15 protein-coding genes are annotated in these 18,943 nt (G+C 43.9%); 7 read left to right on the forward strand and 8 right to left on the reverse strand.

Annotated elements, in window-relative coordinates:
- The first annotated feature begins 65 nt into the window (after window positions 1–65).
- The 4 genes from L8S15_RS00850 to L8S15_RS00865 are packed head-to-tail and all read left to right on the forward strand — an operon-like array spanning window position 66 to window position 4,161.
- Window positions 66–1,232, forward strand: coding sequence for an ABC transporter substrate-binding protein (locus L8S15_RS00850; protein WP_010440144.1), 1,167 nt, complete (start codon window positions 66–68; stop codon window positions 1,230–1,232).
- A 5-nt stretch (window positions 1,233–1,237) separates the two neighbouring features.
- Window positions 1,238–2,938, forward strand: coding sequence for a thiamine ABC transporter permease (locus L8S15_RS00855; protein WP_016768589.1), 1,701 nt, complete (start codon window positions 1,238–1,240; stop codon window positions 2,936–2,938).
- Window positions 2,904–3,554 carry an ATP-binding cassette domain-containing protein gene (locus tag L8S15_RS00860; RefSeq protein ID WP_016768588.1) on the forward strand — a complete coding sequence of 217 codons (651 nt, stop codon included), beginning with the start codon at window positions 2,904–2,906 and terminating at the stop codon, window positions 3,552–3,554. The genes L8S15_RS00855 and L8S15_RS00860 overlap by 35 nt, the downstream gene beginning before the upstream one ends.
- The gene (locus L8S15_RS00865) at window positions 3,544–4,161 is read left to right on the forward strand and encodes a CDP-alcohol phosphatidyltransferase family protein (RefSeq protein WP_010440135.1); all 618 of its coding nucleotides are present in this window, start codon (window positions 3,544–3,546) and stop codon (window positions 4,159–4,161) included. The genes L8S15_RS00860 and L8S15_RS00865 overlap by 11 nt, the downstream gene beginning before the upstream one ends.
- A gap of 105 nt (window positions 4,162–4,266) precedes the next feature.
- Here the strand turns inward: L8S15_RS00865 and L8S15_RS00870 are convergent, their stop codons facing one another.
- From L8S15_RS00870 to L8S15_RS00885, 4 genes are all read right to left on the reverse strand, one after another.
- Window positions 4,267–5,208 carry a class I SAM-dependent methyltransferase gene (locus tag L8S15_RS00870; RefSeq protein WP_280571906.1) on the reverse strand — a complete coding sequence of 314 codons (942 nt, stop codon included), beginning with the start codon at window positions 5,206–5,208 and terminating at the stop codon, window positions 4,267–4,269.
- An 8-nt stretch (window positions 5,209–5,216) separates the two neighbouring features.
- Entirely contained in the window at window positions 5,217–5,915 is a 699-nt protein-coding gene (locus tag L8S15_RS00875; RefSeq protein ID WP_280571907.1) for a TIGR01621 family pseudouridine synthase, read from the reverse strand.
- A gap of 165 nt (window positions 5,916–6,080) precedes the next feature.
- The gene (locus L8S15_RS00880; RefSeq protein ID WP_016788787.1) at window positions 6,081–7,697 is read right to left on the reverse strand and encodes a methyl-accepting chemotaxis protein; all 1,617 of its coding nucleotides are present in this window, start codon (window positions 7,695–7,697) and stop codon (window positions 6,081–6,083) included.
- A gap of 166 nt (window positions 7,698–7,863) precedes the next feature.
- On the reverse strand, window positions 7,864–9,297 hold the full coding sequence (locus L8S15_RS00885; protein WP_050543975.1) for a sodium-dependent transporter: 1,434 nt from the start codon (window positions 9,295–9,297) through the stop codon (window positions 7,864–7,866).
- A gap of 366 nt (window positions 9,298–9,663) precedes the next feature.
- On the opposite strand from L8S15_RS00885, the gene cls reads away from it, so the two are divergent.
- The 3 genes from cls (at window position 9,664) to L8S15_RS21800 (ending at window position 12,718) form a co-directional block, all read left to right on the forward strand.
- Window positions 9,664–11,118 carry a cardiolipin synthase gene (gene cls, locus L8S15_RS00890; protein ID WP_016768581.1) on the forward strand — a complete coding sequence of 485 codons (1,455 nt, stop codon included), beginning with the start codon at window positions 9,664–9,666 and terminating at the stop codon, window positions 11,116–11,118.
- A gap of 188 nt (window positions 11,119–11,306) precedes the next feature.
- Window positions 11,307–12,491 (forward strand): cystathionine beta-lyase, encoded by a 1,185-nt coding sequence (locus L8S15_RS00895; protein ID WP_016768580.1) that lies wholly within the window; start codon window positions 11,307–11,309, stop codon window positions 12,489–12,491.
- 20 nt (window positions 12,492–12,511) lie between these two features.
- Window positions 12,512–12,718 (forward strand): hypothetical protein, encoded by a 207-nt coding sequence (locus L8S15_RS21800; protein ID WP_016784622.1) that lies wholly within the window; start codon window positions 12,512–12,514, stop codon window positions 12,716–12,718.
- Window positions 12,719–12,763: 45 nt separating this feature from the next.
- Here L8S15_RS21800 and L8S15_RS00900 read toward each other — a convergent pair whose 3' ends face one another.
- From L8S15_RS00900 to L8S15_RS00915, 4 genes are all read right to left on the reverse strand, one after another.
- Window positions 12,764–13,330, reverse strand: coding sequence for a DNA-3-methyladenine glycosylase I (locus L8S15_RS00900; RefSeq protein WP_016784623.1), 567 nt, complete (start codon window positions 13,328–13,330; stop codon window positions 12,764–12,766).
- Window positions 13,331–13,580: 250 nt separating this feature from the next.
- A complete protein-coding gene (locus tag L8S15_RS00905; RefSeq protein WP_010440101.1) occupies window positions 13,581–16,691 on the reverse strand; it encodes an efflux RND transporter permease subunit in 3,111 nt (1,036 codons plus the stop codon).
- Window positions 16,684–17,769 carry an efflux RND transporter periplasmic adaptor subunit gene (locus tag L8S15_RS00910; RefSeq protein ID WP_010440097.1) on the reverse strand — a complete coding sequence of 362 codons (1,086 nt, stop codon included), beginning with the start codon at window positions 17,767–17,769 and terminating at the stop codon, window positions 16,684–16,686. The genes L8S15_RS00905 and L8S15_RS00910 overlap by 8 nt, the downstream gene beginning before the upstream one ends.
- A 1-nt stretch (window position 17,770) precedes the next feature.
- The gene (locus tag L8S15_RS00915; RefSeq protein ID WP_010440094.1) at window positions 17,771–18,805 is read right to left on the reverse strand and encodes an efflux RND transporter periplasmic adaptor subunit; all 1,035 of its coding nucleotides are present in this window, start codon (window positions 18,803–18,805) and stop codon (window positions 17,771–17,773) included.
- Window positions 18,806–18,943: the final 138 nt, after the last annotated feature.

Below are 18,943 nucleotides of genomic sequence, written 5' to 3' on the forward strand. Positions count from 1 at the left end.
GAATAACTGTTAGGGAATTCGAAATAGCAAAGCTCTTGCCCGTTCACTACCAAATGGAAAAGTTTATGAACAAGATAGTAAGTACGTTAGGAATCATGGCAACCGTTGCATACAGTGCAACTATTTATGCTGATGAAGTAACATCAACAGATAATTGGAACCAAATTGAACAGCAAGCAGAAGGACAAACTGTTTACTTTCACGCTTGGGGCGGTAGCCAAGAGATCAATCGTTACATACAGTGGGCAGGCAAGCAGTTACAAAATGAGTATGGTGTCACTTTAAAGCACGTAAAAGTAACCGATATCGCAGAAACAACCACGCGTTTGATTGCTGAAAAAGCAGCAGGAAAAAACAGTGAAGGCAGTGTTGATATTGTTTGGATCAACGGTGAAAATTTCCGCTCAATGAAAGACAATAGTCTACTCTTTGGGCCGTTTACTCAATCACTTCCAAACTGGCAGTACGTTGATAAATCTCTACCAATTGATGTCGACTTCTCTGAACCAACCGAAGGTCTAGAAGCACCTTGGGGTGTAGGGCAACTGGTTTTCATCCATGATCAAGAGACGCTACACAACCCTCCTCAGTCATTTTCGGAAATGTTGAGTTACGCTCAAGCTTTTCCTAATCGCCTAAGTTACCCTCGACCACCTGAGTTTCACGGTACTAGCTTTATCAAATCTCTACTCATTGAGTTGACCAACAATAACCCTGCACTATCTAAACCGGTTTCAGAAGACGATTTTCAATCCGTTACCGCTCCACTATGGGCTTACTTAGATAAATTCCATAAAGTCGCTTGGCGTGGTGGCAAACAGTTCCCGGCTGGTACATCAGAGAGCATTCAACTGCTTGATGACGGGCAGATCGACCTTGCGATCACGTTCAATCCAAATGCTGTGTTCTCTGCGCAATCTAGCGGAAAACTGGCAGAAAGCACCAAAGCTTATGCGCTAGAGAGTGGCGCACTCTCAAACATTCACTTCTTAGCGATCCCTTGGAATGCCAACTCTTCTGCAGGTGCACAAGTAGCCATCAACTTCTTACTCAGCCCAGAAGCACAATCACGTAAAGGTGACCTGAATATTTGGGGTGACCCTTCAGTATTAAGTAGTAAATACTTAACTGGCAGCGCTAAAAATACTCAGCAATTCAAATCGGTTGATGAACCTCACCCTAGTTGGCAAGCTGCACTCGAGAAAGAGTGGCTTAAGCGATACGGTAACTAAATTTGATGCTACACGCCCTATATTTTGTTGTTATAGCAGTGTGCATAATCCCAACGATCCCTGGGGTTGCGGGAGTGGTTGCTTCATCACTAAGCTTTATCCCGCCCTTGGGTCTAGTGGAACCTTCGCTCAACGGTTTTGAACAAGTCTTTCAATGGGAAGGCGTTTGGCACTCTATTGCTCTGAGTTTATCTTCTGCTTTTGCGAGCAGTTACATCGCCTGCTTTCTCACTTTTTGTATTATCCAAGCAACCTGGGGAAAGCCTTTTTGGAAAAAAATTGAGCTAACGTTGTCCCCAATGCTCGCTATTCCGCATGTTGCTTTTGCAATCGGGTTTGCTTTTTTGTTTAGCCCTACCGGCCTTGGCGCCAGAGCTTTACATCAATTAGTCGGAGAAGCTGGCAACAGTTCTGAGCTTGCATTATTGGTCAAAGACCCTTATGCATTCGGGCTGATCATTATGCTCGCAATAAAAGAAATTCCATTTTTATTGCTAATGAGCTTATCGATACTTCAACAGATCGATGTTGAACGCATTACTAAAGTCAGTGCTTCATTGGGCTACAGTCGTTCTCAAATTTGGTGGAAGGTTATTTTCCCACAGTGGTTTACCAAGCTTCGCTTCCCAATGCTGGCGGTACTCGCTTATAGTTTATCGGTTGTCGACATTGCACTGATTCTCGGGCCAACCAATCCCCCAACTTTTGCAGTATTAGTATGGCAGTGGTTTAACGACCCAGATCTGAGCTTATTACCACGCGCTGCGGCTGGTGCTATTGTCTTGTTTGTTTTGGCGTCACTTATCATTGCTACAGCACGACTGATTGAGTGGTCATTGCTAAAACAGTTCAAGTTTTGGCAGTTTTCTGGTCGCACAGGAATTAACTTACCAGGAAAAACAGTCTTCACGATTCTTGCTGCATTATCGTTACTCATTATCCCGTTAATGATTATATGGAGCATAGCTCAACGCTGGCGTTTTCCAGACTTATTGCCAAGCCGATATAGCCTAAAATTTTGGGAGTATGAGTGGGACGGTATCTTAAGTACCGTCGGACAAAGCTTATGGATTGCTCTTGCTTCAGCGTCAGTTGCATTATTGCTAGCGTTGGTTGCTCATGAATATCGAATTAGGCACAGATGGCAAGTGCCAGGTTTTATTATCGCGATCCCAATGTTAATCCCTCAGCTTTCAGTGTTATTCGGACTACAGGTGACAACACTCTATATTGGCAGTAGTGCTTACGAGCTGTGGGTGATTTGGGCTCATGTTTTCTTTGCCTTCCCGTTTGTTTATTTATCTTTGGATGGCCCATGGAAAAGCTTCAATGATGGCTTGATAAAAGCCTCACTCAGCCTAGGAAAATCACCATTTCAGAGTTGGTGCTCAATCAAGCTACCAATCCTGCTCCCTGCTATTGCTTTTGCATGGGCAGTTGGAATCAGTGTGAGTTTGGCTCAGTACTTACCAACATTAATGTTGGGCGCTGGCAGAATTAGCACCATTACTACAGAAGCTGTCGCACTTACCAGTGGCTTCGACCGCAGGGTAACCGCTATTTATGCCATCTGGCAGGCTCTATTACCTCTGTTCTTTTTCTCTTTAGCGATAGTTGTCAGTCGACTTCAGCTTAGATATCGCCGTCTTACTTTTAAAGGTTTTCTCACCAATGAGTCTGTATCTCAACGACCTCGCCATCCATAAAAAAGGAGGCGATTCGCTATTTTCAGCGCTAAACGTAACGCTAGAATCAGGCCAAGTATTGGCTTTGATGGGGCCTAGTGGCTGTGGAAAATCGACCTTATTAGATGCCATCGCTGGACATCTCAATGGCGAGTTTTCGTATACCGGGAGTGTTGTTTTAAACGACATTCACCTTGATAACATCCCCTCACATCAACGTAAGGTTGGGATATTATTTCAAGACGATTTATTGTTCCCTCACCTCAAGGTATGGGAAAACTTAGCATTCTCACTTCCAAATTCAATTAGGGGCTCGGCTCGTCAAAATCAAGCGATGAAAGCACTCCAGGATATTGAACTGACACACTTAGCTGAATCGTTCCCTGACCAAATATCAGGGGGCCAAAGGGCAAGAGTAAGCTTAGCTCGTATGCTATTAGCTAAGCCAAAACTAGCTCTGCTTGACGAACCGTTCAGTAAGTTAGATCAGGAGTTGAGAGCACAGTTTCGCGATTGGGTGTTTGAGCAACTCAGCAAAGCCAATATACCAACGTTGATGGTGACGCACGACGAAACCGATGTACCAAAAGGAGCCCAAGTACTTTCTTGGCCGTGGAGAAGTCATCATGCTGGATAAGTATTCCATCAAGATCATCAAGTGGCCACTTAACCAATCAGCTAAGCTATTGAATCAAGTAGGCATCACAGCAAACCAAACGACCTTGTTTGGCTTTTTGGTTGGCTGTTTAGCTTTTCCTGCGCTTGCATTACAACAATACGATTGGGCTTTGGGCTTCATTGTATTGAATAGAGTTTGCGACGGACTGGATGGGGCTTTGGCTCGAATCCAAGGAATTAGTGATGCTGGTGGCTTTCTCGATATCAGCTTGGACTTTTTATTCTATTCACTCATCCCTTTTGGCTTTGTTGTTGCCAACCCAGAACACAATGCCATTGCAGGCGCGTTTTTGATCTTTTCATTTATCGGCACAGGCAGTAGTTTCTTAGCGTTTGCAGTGATGGCAGGCAAACGCGGTATCGAGAACCCAGTCTACAAACATAAGTCTCTGTACTACATGTCTGGGCTAACCGAAGGCACAGAAACTATCGCTTGTTTTATTGTGTTTTGTATTTTTCCTCAGCACTTTGCCGTTATTGCCTATATTTTTGGCGCAGCGTGTTGGCTAACGACGTTCATGCGTATTTATTTTGGTTTTCAGACACTAAAAAACCAAGCTAGTTAATAAATGAGTTAGTTTCTTGCACCTATAAAAACGCCGCTCATTGTGAGCGGCGTTTTCTATATTAGTATGGATAATGCCCACTAAATCATGACATCAAGCTTCAGCTTAAGCCGTGATTTTAAACCTCAATACCTTCAGGCTTGAATCAAGGTCGACATCGACAAACTCAGGCGGGTTGTCTAAACGTTCAATAAACTCAACGCTTGGCGCTTCTTCTGCCATCGTTTCAATCAAGAAGTTGGGTGATACTGCTGGTGAGTTAACACAAGCAATCACTTCTCCACCTTCCGTTAGAAGTTCAGGCAAACGACGTAGGATCTTTTTGTAATCTTTGGTTAAAGCAAAACTGCCTTTCTGGAAAGATGGCGGATCGATGATAACCAACTCGTATGGACCGCCTTTCTTGATTTTCCCCCACGACTTAAAGATATCGTAACCAAGGAAGTTTACCGAGCGCATATCGTGGTCATTCAAACGATGATTATCACGGCCTTTATTCAATGAACCACGCGACATATCAACATTCATACATTGACGAGCGCCACCAGCGATCGCCGCGACAGAGAAACCACAAGTGTATGCGAACAGGTTAAGAACATTCTTATCCTTGGCATTATCTTGTACCCACTGACGACCATTACGCATGTCTAGGAACAAACCAAAGTTCTGATTACGGCCAATGTCTAATTGATACTTAAGACCGTGCTCGACCACAACCGGAGAGTCATTCAACTCGCCCCATAGAACCTCTGAAGGCGCACCATCGGCGTAACGGTGTTGCAGAACAATGCTTGTGCCATGCTTTGATTGCCAAATATCTCTGTTAGTGAGTTCAACCAATCCAGCTTTGAGAGATGACAAGAATTCGCCGTCTACCTCTTTAAACACGTTAACCAGTAGTTGTCCATCAACCCAGTCACATGTCAGTTGTTCTAGACCAGGCCAAAACTTACCACGACCATGAAAGATACGGCGTAGTTCGTTTGGTACTTCATTAAGTTGCTGTTCAATATGACTAAAAAACAGAGGTAAAGCTGATGCTTCCATTATTTCACTCACTTAGTGTTTAGCTTTGGCCAAGTTAATGACCAAGGTTCAAGCCAACTGTCTAAACCATTAGACACGGTTTCTTGATGCCACTTCTCACCCAAGGAATCAAGGTTCCTCGGGTCACAGACATATTCGTAGGCTTGGGATTGATAGGTAAATCGAATCGCGAAAGCGTGCAGATAGCCTCTGTCAGCCTCACTCGATGGATTATAAATAGGGTCACCAATAATAGCGGAGCCGATCGACTTCATCGCGACACGGATCTGATGCGTCCTTCCTGTATAGGGCTTACATAATAGCAAACGCTCGCCGGGTTCTGCCGTTGCCGATAAAAACTGGGTAATCGCTGGGTTGTCTTTGGATGTCAGAAGCTTCCAACTAGAACGTCTTGAACGTTCCATATCACCTGAAATCAAACCCTGCTTTTTCTTTGGCTTTTTAGAACCAATCGCAAGGTAATATTTCTCAACCTCACGCTTTGCGAACAACTGCGAAAGCTCGCTTGCTGCCGAAGCACTCTTTGCTAGCAGTAGAATACCTGAAGTCATTTTATCAAGGCGATGTACAAGATATAACTTAGGCTCATTAATCGCTTTAACAACTTCTTGAAGCAACATGGTATCGCCATCGTCTTTATGAACGCTGACGCCAGGGTGCTTGTTAATAAGTAAAAAATCAGGATGGTTCAGAAGGATATCGAACATGTAAAGGCTAGCTCCATTGTAGAACGGGGAGTATACCGCGTCTGAACCCAGATTCCAGCTACGAAAAAGCCCAATCGACTCAATAAACATTGAATCATTGGGCTCATTTTTCGTCTGACTGTTTAGGTGATGAATCTTTAATCTCTATCCAACACGTACTAACCGCTAAGCCAGTTTAAACTTACCGACTAATGCTTCGAGCTCAGCAACCTTAGCGTTCAGGCCTGAAGTGTTTTCAGAACTGCGCGTCGCTAGCTGCAAGGATTGCTCAGATATATCACTGATTGCCGTAATGTCCGCTGCAATTTCTTTGGTTACAGCTGTCTGCTCTTCTGCTGCAGTAGCAATAGAGTTGACCATGCTTTGTACGTTACCAGCGCCGCTAACAATCGCTTCCAATGCTGAAACCGCACCTGAACTTTTCTCTACGCCAATCTCAACTAACCGACAGTTATCCTGCGTGTAAGTAACGGCTTCTTGCGTACCAGATTGAATTGATTGAATAATGCCCGACACTTCTTGTGTCGCTTTGGTTGTTCTCTCTGCCAACGCTCTCACTTCATCAGCAACTACAGCAAACCCACGCCCAAACTCGCCAGCACGCGCAGCCTCAATCGCAGCATTCAGAGCTAATAAGTTGGTTTGCCCAGCAATGTCCTCAATCACTTTAATAACGCTACCAATCTGCTCACCATGTGAACCGAGCGTATTCATTTGCACCGACATATCACTCATTTGAGCCGACACTTGCTCGATACTCGCAACCATTTCGACGATGACATTACGGCCATCTTCAGCCGAAGTTTCTGAACGACGTGCTTCTTCATAAGTCGAAGTGCCCTGCTGTGCTACCTCAGAAATAGTTAAGCTTAGTTCTTCAGCCGCTGTCGCTATCAGGTTTGCTTTGTCCGCTTGAGCAGATGCGCCAGAAACGATGTCTTGGCTAATTGACGACAACTCGCCTGTCACTGATTGGACTTGGTGAGTCACCGAAGAGATAGAACCTAGAAGGTCAACCAGCGATTTCTGCATCTGATTAATTGACTTAGCTAGGTCGGCTAACTCATCACCTGACTCATCAACAATATCCCCAGTAGTAAGGTCGCCATTTGCTACGCGTCGTGCCACTTGTTCAACGCGAGTTAAGCGGTTGGTAATCGAACTAGACAATACAAATGCAATCACACCACCAAATACCATCGCAAAGGCAGACAGTAACATGATGGTTTGTTCAATAGTGGTAAACGAATCCGTCAAGGTAAGCAGTGATTGTTCCGTATCTGCACGCTCACTTGCCGATGCCTGATCAAGTAAGTTTTCAATGGGGATAAGGTTCTTTTCATACAAGGCTCTAAGCTGTTGGATATTGGATAACAGCGCAGCCTCATTATTGATCTTAGGTACGAGTTTCGATTCAAACTCATGAGTAAAACGTCCCATCAGCTCTTCTATTCTCTGAATACGGCGATGGTCTTCAGATCCTCGACTCTCCAAACGTTTTGCTTGTTCGATTGCTTGAGTAAATTCGTTCTTGTTGGTTCGATAATCATTGAGTGCATTATCGACCAGAGTGATTGCACCCAGAGCATCTCGATAGACATCTCCAGCTTCATCGATCAAAACAAGGTAGGTAACGGTACCCGGTACATCATCTAATCTAATCTCATCGGCGCTCTTATGAGCGCCAATCACTTCCATCCATACAATACCGACTAACGTGACAAGCACCGCCAATATAGAGCCAAAACCGGCATACAGTTTCTTTCTCACTGACAATTTCAAACAACACCTACCTAAATCAAAATATAGCTCTAACAGCTATTCGTTCCATTTATATCGGCTATCAGACGGATACCTTTAATAATTATTTTTCTTAGATAATTAAGTTCCAGACATAAAAAAACGGGAGCTAATGAGCTCCCGTTTATCAAATTACTTTATCTTGCGATTAGAACTTCTTAGAAATCAGCGCAAAACCAGCAATGATACCAATACCTAGTAGCATGATTGCACCTTTACCGCTATCGAAGCCAGAAGAGATACCCATGAACGCAACGATTGCGATAGCTACAGGGATGATGTACTTAACTAGTGTGTACCATAGACCAAATAGTGGGAAAGAGACTTCACCGTCGTTAGTGATTTCTTTCTCTAGGTCTGCACGGTTTAGTCTCCAACCAGCGAAGATACATACCAACATACCGCCAACCGCTAGGAAAATCTTATCCGTTAGTAGGTCGAAAATGTCGAACGCGCCAGTATCAAACAGTGTTGGACCGAAGCCGCCAAGTGATAGAGAAGCGAAGATACATAGAATCGCCATTACAACACTTGCAGACAGTACCGCTGTTACACGCTTCATGCCTTTCTCATCGATTAGGTAAGAAACCACAACTTCAAGTAGAGATACTGAAGATGTTAGTGCCGCAACACTCAAACCAACGAAGAACATAAGAGCAAATAGAAGACCGATTACGCCGCCCATTTCAGCGAATAGCTGAGGAACAACAACGAATACTAAACCAGGGCCCGCTGCAGGTTCCATACCGAATGCGAACATTGCAGGGAACATTGCAACACCAGCTAGAATAGCAACACCAGTATCCATTGCGGTTACCATTGCTGTTGTCTGAACTAGGTTCTCTTTCTTCTTAAGGTAAGAACCGTATGTCATCATACAACCCATACCAAGACTTAGAGAGAAGAATGCTTGACCTAGCGCGGCTAGGATTACATTGCTGTCTACTTTAGAGAAGTCAGGACTGAATAGGAACTCAAGACCAGCCATCGCGCCCGGAAGCATAATGCCTTTGATTGATACTACAATAAGGATAATGAAAAGAAGCGGCATCAGGATCTTACCTGCTTTCTCAATACCACCAGAGATACCTTTCATAACGATAACAACGTTAAGTAGTAGGTATAAGCCCATCCACATTAGTGGTTGAACTGGGTTTGAGATAAAGCCACCAAAGCTATCACCAATTGCTTCTGGTGCGTCTAGAAGACCACCTGCAATTTTACCGATGTATGCGATTGACCAACCGCCTACTACTGGGTAGAAACCCATGATAAGTAGACCACTGAATACGCCGATAACGCCAGCGAACGTCCAACGACGGTCAGTTGTTTTAAATGCACCTACTGCTGATTTTTGCGTATGACGGCCAATCGCAAATTCAGTCAGCATGACACTGAAACCAATAAAAATTACAAAAAACAGGTAAATGGCAACGAATGCACCACCGCCACTTTCACCTGCTGTGTATGGGAATTTCCAAATGTTACCTAAGCCAACAGCAGAACCTGCTGCAGCCATTACGAATCCTAACTTCGAACCCCAGGTATCGCGGGGTGTTGTGGTTGTATTACTAGTAGCCACGTGTACTCCAAACTTTTGTGTTATGTGATGTTGTGTTTTGCTTTGGGTGGCGTCTTTAAAAGGAAGGTGTATAAATAAATTTACACACCTAAAAGATTTGATTGACGCTCGTTGTCTAGCAAGTAAACCAGTTTAAGAATAAAATTGGAAGTGCATACCGTACAAATTTCGTTAAAGATGTAAATTTTTATGGTTAAATGCCGACTTTTCATACAAAACAATCGTTTTCTTCTTAAGTTAACCAAAACTTAACAACTTTAACCTATTTACAGCTTTTGCTCTATTTTGTAAATAGTTGATTCCTTAAATTCCCATATCCGTTAAATAGCATTACTATCTAAGTGTCTCTTTTTTCGAGTATTCAATGTGGATAAGCTTTATCATTTTTTAACTTTGGCCTCTGTTGTTTTGTACTGGGTTCTCGTAGCCGGTGTGACGTTTCGTGTTGTACTAAAACGGCGCTCTGTCAGCGTTTCTCTTGCTTGGCTAATGGTTATCTACATTATCCCGATTGTTGGCGTAGCTTGTTACTTCCTTTTTGGTGAGCTAAACCTAGGCCGAAAAAGGGCTGAGCGCGCACATCGTATGTTTACTCCCTTTGGTGACTGGTTCCGCCAATTAAATGATTGCCAACTGCATCTTCCCGGCAAAGTGGGATCCCCTATCCACAAAATCGATGAACTCTGTAATAACAGAATGGGTATTCCTGCGCTTAGTGGAAACACACTTTCACTGCAATCTTCACCCAATGAGATCCTACACGCCATTATCGAAGATATAGAAAACGCCCAGACCAGCATCAAGATGGTTTTCTACATTTGGCACCCTGGTGGCCTGACCGATTCCGTAGCTTCAGCTCTTATTCGAGCAGCCAAACGTGGTGTAGATGTTAAGGTCCTACTTGACTCAGCCGGTAGCCCTCGCTTTTTCAAAAGCCACTGGCAGTCAATGATGAAGGACGCAGGCGTTCAAGTCGTACAAGCACTAGAAGTGAGCCCATGGCGTATTTTTTTACGTCGCCTAGATTTAAGACAACACCGCAAAATCATTGTGATTGACGAGACTATCGCCTATACGGGTTCAATGAACATGGTCGATCCTGCTCACTTCAAACAAAGTTCCGGCGTTGGTCAGTGGATTGATGTAATGGTCAGAGTGACTGGGCCAACCGTTAATGTGTTATCCGCTATTCATGGCTGGGATTGGGAAGTTGAGACTGGTGAACGCATTCTCCCTGATATACCTGAATGCCCAGTTGAAGAAATCATGACACATCATCCGGTTCAAGTAGTGCCGTCTGGCCCTGGCATGCCGGAATATTTGATCTTACAAGTACTGACCATCGCCATCAATCAAGCGAATCATTCTGTACGTATTACTACACCTTATTTTGTGCCAAGTGCTGACTTACTCGAAACACTTAAGATGACAGCTCAACGCGGCGTAACTGTAGAACTGATCATTCCACACAATAACGATTCACTAATGGTTAAATGGGCATCTCGCGCCTTTTATACAGAACTACTTGAAGCTGGCGTGAAAATTTACGAGTTTTATGGCGGCCTTCTTCACACCAAATCAGTAGTGATCGATGAAGAGTTTTGCTTGATCGGAACCGTCAATATCGACATGCGTAGTTTGTGGCTCAACTTTGAAGTAACCCTTGCCGTTGACGACGTACACTTTACCAAGCAATTGTTTGATTTACAGCAATCCTATATTGAATCATCTCATCCCGTGGAATTAGAGCAGTGGGAACAGAGAAATTTACGTAACCGTTTCTTTGAGAGACTGTTCTATTTATTCAACCCGTTGCTTTAATACTCCTCGCTCGCCGACCACCATTGGCAACGAATAGTATCTTTGCGATCGCTTTTTAACTTTTCATCACAAATCGAGGAAAAGTTAAAAAGCAAAAGAAAACGTTAAAAACTCTCTCTCCCCTCTTGCTTTGATGGCTACTCGCATGTTTTAAATAGGACATAACCGATTGATAAGGAATTCACAGCATGTCCGAGAACAAAACCACTAAGCTCATCACTGCAGGTCGTGATAAGAAGTGGACCAATGGTGTCGTTAATCCACCAGTACAACGCGCTTCCACTGTCGTTTTCAACTCAGTAGAAGAAAAGCGCAAAGCTACGATTAATCGCGCTAACAAGACGCTTTTTTACGGACGTCGTGGAACCACCACTCATTTCGCTTTCCAAGATGCCATGGTTGAAGTTGAAGGGGGCGCGGGTTGTGCACTGTACCCGTGTGGTACAGCAGCAATTTCGAATGCCATTCTCTCTTTTGTAGAAACAGGTGATCATATTTTAATGGTTGACACCTGCTACGAACCTACTCGTGATTTCTGTGACACCATCATGAAAAAGATGGGGGTAGAGACAACTTACTACGAGCCAACGATTGGTGAAGGTATCCAAGACCTTATCAAGCCAAACACTAAGGTGCTGTTTACTGAGTCTCCAGGCTCTGTCACCATGGAAGTGCAGGATATTCCAACACTAGCACGTATCGCTCATGAACATGACATCATCGTTATGCTAGACAATACTTGGGCGGCTGGCGTGAACTTCTCACCGTTTGATTTTGGTGTTGATATCTCGATTCAAGCAGCGACCAAATACATCGTGGGTCACTCTGATGTGATGCTAGGTACGGCAGTCGCCAATGAGAAATGCTGGGATCAACTAAGAGAGCAAAGTTACTTGATGGGGCAATGTGTCTCACCTGATGATGCTTATTTAGGGCTTCGCGGCATTCGTACTCTTGATGTGCGTCTACGCCAACACGCAGAAAGCAGCTTGAAGGTCGCAAAATGGTTAGAGAGTCGTCCTGAAGTTAACCATGTTCGTCATCCTGCTCTTGAGTCTTGCCCAGGCCATGAATTCTTCAAACGAGATTTTACTGGCGGTAATGGCTTGTTCTCTTTTGTACTAAACAACTCTAATATCAAAGCGACGACAGCGTTACTTGATGGAATGACACATTTTAGTATGGGTTACTCTTGGGGTGGATTTGAAAGTTTGATTCTAGCTAACGAACCAAGCAGTTTTGACAGCTTGAGAACTGTTGCCAATCCTAATTTCGAAGGTACCTTGATACGTGTTCATATTGGATTAGAAGATGTTGATGACCTGATTGCTGATCTAGAGGCGGGATTAGAACGTTATAGCGCTCTGATTTAATCTGAAACGATAGGTCTAATATGCAAAAAAGGCAGGATATTCCTGCCTTTTTCTGTTTAAAGCATAACTCAAAAACAAATGTATCTACTCATATTCAGATACTTCAGCTCATAATACAAACCGCTCATAGTCCAGAAGCCTTCATAATCCAGAAGCTTTCAAAGCCAATATTGAACCTTAAAGCACATCCACTTAAAGATCTCAGAGCGATGAAAAAATGGCTATGAATTTTTCAATTTCTAAGTGATTGTTCCGCTGAAATAAATAACACTTTATTTGTGTGGGCAACCGACTAAATGATCATTGACCATACCTGTTGCTTGCATAAACGCGTAACAGATTGTCTCACCAACAAATTTAAACCCTCTCTTCTTTAAAAACTTACTCATCGCTTTGGATTGCTCTGTAGAGGCGGGAACTTGAGACATCTCGGTCCATTGATTTTCAATCACCTTATTATCGACAAACTGCCATAAAGCATTGGATAGGGATCCAAACTCTTTCTGAAGCTCAAGGGTTGAACGAGCATTGTTGTATACCGAAGCAATCTTGCCCTTATGCTTAACCACATCGAAGTGTTCGATAATATTCGGCACATTGTCTTCATTCAACGCAGCTAACTTATTAAGGTCATAATTGTCAAAAGCGGCACGATAACCCTCGCGCTTTTTAAGTATCGTGATCCAACTAAGGCCAGCCTGAGCCCCCTCTAAAGTAATGAACTCAAACAAAACCTGGTCATCATAAACAGGTACCCCCCACTCAGCATCGTGATATTCCCTCTCAAGTTCGTGTTTAAGCGCCCATGCGCAGGTTCTATCTGATGTGTTTGTTTCCATTTGAAGTTCTCATTTGTATTCGTATATAAAAATAATGCCCCAATTGGGAGCATTATTTCAAAGGTTAAATAGGGCGCGTTGACCTTTCGTGGTTAAATTCCGTTCGAAATAAAAGCTTTTTAATCGAGGCGAGGGGAGAAGTAGCCTATTCATCCTAAGCAAATCTCCCTCAACAAAGAGTAAAATGCTTTTTGCGGGGCGCCCAGCTCGAACCCTTCGGGCAGCGTTTGCTGGTCAACACGCCCTAGCGTTAAGCCACTTCAATCTTATGGAATAGACGATACAACACAGGTACTACGATTAGCGTCAGTACAGTCGCAAAGCCTAAACCAAACATAATGGTTACTGCCATTGGCTTGAAAAAGATATCAGGCAGTAACGGGATCATACCTAAAATGGTCGTAATCGCGGCCATGCATACCGGACGAACACGGCTTAATGCAGCGTCAACAACCGCTATGTACGGATCTTTACCTGACTTCATTTCAATCTCAATTTGATCAAGTAATACGATACCGTTCTTAAGTAGCATCCCGGATAAACTCAAGAAGCCTAGCAATGCCATAAAGCCAAATGGTGTATTCAAGGCTAATAAGCCTGTCGTTACCCCAATTAGTGCTAATGGAACCGTCAACCAAACAATTAATGGTTCTTTTACAGAGTTAAACAAGAACACGGTAATCAAGAACATGAACAAGTAACCCAAAGGCATGGTTGTGAAAAGTGACGCCTGTGCATCAGCAGATGACTCATATTCACCACCCCACTCAAGTGAGTAACCCGGTGGCATCTCAATCGCTTCAATTTGCGGCTGTAAGCGCTTCTGCAGGGTTGAAGCCGTTTCTTCACCCAACAGGTCATTGTCGGCCATCACCGTTAGCATACGCTTACGGTTCTTACGAATGATCAGTGGGTCTTCCCATTCCAACTCGTAGCCTAGCGTGACTTGTTGAAGTGGGATGTATTCACTTAATGCTGGGCTCCAAATCTTCATGCCTTCAATGTTACGAATATCGATACGCTCATCTTCCGGTAAACGCGCGACGATAGGCATCAACGTAGTACCATCGCGGTACACACCAATCGATTTACCAGAGAAAGACATTGCTAGGAAATCATCAACGTCAGATTTGGTAATACCATAACGGCGAGCTTGGCTTTCATTGAACTGAGGCTCTAACACCTTGGTTCTTTCACGCCAATCGTGACGAATATTAAACGCACCGTCATCAGCACGCATGATATCCATAACTTGCGCAGCAATTGAACGCAGTACCGTTGGATCAGAACCTACAATTCTTGCTTCAATTTTTGCACCGCCACCTGGACCTAATTCAATTTGTTTCAGCTTGTAGTCTATTTCAGGGAACTGACTGTTTACGTGTTCACGAAAACGCAGCATTAGTCCCTCAAGCACTTCATAACTCTTCACACGAACGGTTATCTCACCGTATGCGCTATAACTTTTTTCTGGAGAGTAAGTCAGCATGAAACGTTGTAAGCCTTTACCCGCCGTCGTCGTGATATGTTCGACTTCATCCTGCTCCGCTAACCAACCTTCAAGCACTTTAAGCTTGGTGTTGGTTGCACGAATATCGGTACCTTCTGGCATCCACACATCCACTTGGAACATTGGTGTAGTTGAAGATGGGAAGAAGGCCTGTTTCACAAAACCAAAACCATAAACACTCGCGCCTAAACCAATAATCAGAACAAACATGGTAAGCCACGCGCGCTTCATACAGAACTCAAGGAAGTTTTTATAGATAACAAAAACCATCCCGTTGTATGGGTCCTTACCTTCGCTATCTGGGTCAATCTTTTGACCTTTAAAGAAAATATCAGCAAAGAACGGCGTAATTGAGATAGCAGTAAACCAACTCAGCATTAACGAGATAAGTAGAACCGTGAACAAGGTGCCACAGTATTCACCGGTTGAGTCTTCAGACAAGCCTATCGGTGCAAAAGCGGTGACCGCAATAACAGTTGCACCCAGCAGCGGCCATTTAGTTTGGGTAACGATATCGGTGGCGGCCTGCATCCGGGTTCGCCCCTTCTGCGTGCCAATCAATATCCCTTCCACCACCACAATGGCATTATCCACCAGCATCCCCAAGGCGATAACCAGGGCGCCTAGCGAGATACGTTGTAAATCGATTTTGAAATACTGCATAAAAATGAAAGTGCCAAAAACGGTCAACAACAGTATCAAACCGATCAACAAACCAGAGCGAAGCCCCATGAAGAACAACAACACAATAATTACGATGGCAACCGCTTGTCCGAGGCTGACCACAAATCCACTTACCGATTTATCGACTTCTTTTGGCTGGTTATAAACCTCCGAGATATCAATACCGACAGGTTGTTGATATTTCAGTTCTGCAAGTCGTCTATCAAAAGCCTCCCCCACCGCAACCACGTTCACTCCCTGAGCAAAGGAGACACCCAGGTTGAGCGCAAGTTTTCCGTTGTAACCAATAATGTTACTCGGTACTTCAACATAGCCACGCGTTACATCAGCAACATCTTTTAGGTAGATAAGTCCTTGAGCGCCACCTTCGGTAAGAATCAAATCGCCAAGTTGTTCTACGTTTTGGAACTCACCCGTTGGGTGGATCCGTATGTATTCGTCGCCAATCCTTACCGCACCAGCACTAGAAACGATGTTCTGAGTCGATAAAAGATTAAACACGGTTGTTGGCGACAGCCCCAAGGAGCTTATCCGCTTCATCGATATCTCAATGAAGACTTGTTCTTGCTGTTGACCAGAAACAGAAACTTTACTGACCCCATCGACCAACTCGAGTTCTCTTCTTAGGTAATCAATGTAATCCAACAGTTCTTTGTAGCTGTAACCATCACCCGTCACTGCAAGCAAAATACCGTAAACGTCACCGAAGTCATCGATGACTTGAGGATCATTAACGCCGGGTGGCAGTTCAACCTTGAGATCATTCACTTTTCGGCGAAGCTCATCCCAGATTTGCGGAAGATCATCTGGACCATAGTTATTCTTCATAGTTACCGTTACCTGAGATAGGCCACGGCTAGAGATAGAGTTCACTTCGTCTACATAGGTAAGCTGTTGAATGGCTTTCTCTAATGGGTAGGTAACTTCTTCTTCCACTTGCTGAGGCGTAGCCCCTGGGTAAGAGGTCACGACCATTGCATCTTTGATGGTAAAAGCAGGGTCTTCTAAACGCCCTAACCCAAAAAATGCAGAGACACCACCAATAAGAAAGATCAGAGACAGCATCCAGCTAATGACTTTGTTACGTATAAAGTAAGAAGCAACACCTGTGATCTGATCATCACCCTGTTGATCGTCATTTTGGGGCTTGTTATTTACTTCACTCATTGTTCGTCTCCTGAGACAATACTTCCACTGTCATCCCATCTCGCAATCGCGATACGCCTGCAACAACGACATGCTGCCCCACTTCCAATCCTTTCATTATCTGCAACGTTTTCTGGTTTGCTTTTCCTAACACAACTTGCTGCTTCGAGACGGTGTTGTCGTCATTGAGTACCCAAACATAAGAGTTTTGACGCGTTAACTCATCGCCATCGGCATTAAACACAGCTTCAATTGGAATCAAAACTCCAGCTTTCAATTCCAAGCCGATATCTCGCCCGTTTGAAGTCACTTCCACAGCCATACCATCAAGAATCAAGTCATCTTCTGGCATAGGTAAAGCAAGTGTCACTGTAAAGGTACCCGTACTTGGGTCCGGTTCGGTTGTGAACTCTTTAATACCTGCGGTGTATTCGTTACCGCTTGGAACTCTCACTACGGCTTCAACATTCGAGAGCAATGTTTCATTGGGTTGATTCACATAGATTTGATCGGGCAGCTGGATCACCACCTCGACATCTTCAATGCTGTGAATATTTACGATTTGTTGGCCAACCTGAATGTTTTCATATTGGTCGACACTGACTCGAGAGATAATTCCATCAACTGGGGCGCGAAGCTTAGTGAACGACAAGCGCAGTTTTGCTAATTCAAGTTCGGCGTAAGCAATTTGTCGTTGAGCGGCAATTTCATCAAACTGAGACTTAGCCAATAGGCCTTTTTTAACAAGTGGACTTGAACGTCGGTACTGGCTATTGATTACTGTGTATCGTGCTTGAGTGTTATCCACCTCCAATTGGTAGTCGGTAGGATCCAACTCAGCAATAATATCTCCAGCTTTAACCCGCTCACCCTCTTTCACATCGAGCTTATTGATTTCACCTGCAACTCGAAAACTGAGATGAGCTTTCTCCGCAGCGTTTGCGACTGCGGGGAAGTAGAGTTTATCGCTAAAATCGATGACTGAGATCTCAATAGCTTTAACCAAAGGAGTGTTATTGACTTCCACAACTTGCTTATCTTCACAAGCTGTAAGTAAGGCCAAACACGACATTCCTGCAACTACCTTAAGTGCTTTCATGTTATAGCCCCCTTTCCTTGATCCACTCACGAACTTTGACGCCAGCTTCAAGACCATTAACACCAGAAGTCACTACTCGGTCGCCATCGTTTAGGCCAGACACGATATGACGCTTTTCATCAATCACAATGGCTACGTTTTCAACAATACCGTCGCTATCTACGCGCCAGACTGAGACGTCATCCCCATCGGTCATCATTGCTGACGTTGGAATTTTGGTTGCTGCCGCCTGTGCTGAAACCAAATTTACCGTGCCAGACATACCCGGTAAAATGCCGACATCAGTTGGTCTTTCCATAACCATAGTGACTTTGTATGAGCCTGTTGTAGGGTCGGCTTCAGTATCCACTTCTTGGAAGGTTAAAACGTAAGAGTTTTCAGGAAACGCATCAAAAACCATGGTTGCATCTGTCTCAAACCCTGAAGAAAAGCGCGTAATAAGTTGGTCGGGCAATAAGAATACGACTTTAAGAATTTGATTGGTTTGAATATTCATCACACCTTGCTTGGCTGCGATGTATTCATGGTTTTCAGCGGGAATAATGGAAATCGTTCCATCGTAAGGCGCAACCAAAGTGGTATAGCGAAGGTTCGCTTTTGCTTGGTTAAGAACCGCTTTAGCCGAATTATGATTTGCTTTGGCCTGATCGAAATCTTGCTCTGATACCACTCGGTCTTTACGCAACTTTATTGAACGTTGGTATTGAACATCGGCTAATTTAAAATTCGCTCTCGCTTGCTTTTCTAACAACTGATATTCATCAGGATTGAGCGTTGCAAGTTCATCACCCTTGTTAACCTGCTGACCAGACGTAACGTCAATGCTCTGCAATAAACCAGGAACACGAAATGCAAGTACCGCTTTGTCGCCGGCTTCAGTGGTGGCAGGGAAACTACGTTCAAAGGCATTATTGCCAACGGAGACAGTGAAGAGTTTGGCGGGTCTAGATTCAGGCTCAGGTACCGGAGGAAGCTCCTTACCACACCCAGACAACCCAGCTAAGGCTGTCAAAAGGACAACGGAGGCTCTATACATTGGTGATCATCCATATCTATAAATATTTTTATAACATAGATTAATCACATGTAACTTACCAGTTATCGTAAGATTTATTTAGACAAAATTATTAAAAAAAATAACGGCTTGGAATAAATTTTCCTAAACCGTTATCTA

This window comes from Vibrio sp. S/42/10 (genome assembly GCF_029890535.1).
GTDB classification, from domain to species: domain Bacteria; phylum Pseudomonadota; class Gammaproteobacteria; order Enterobacterales; family Vibrionaceae; genus Vibrio; species Vibrio cyclitrophicus.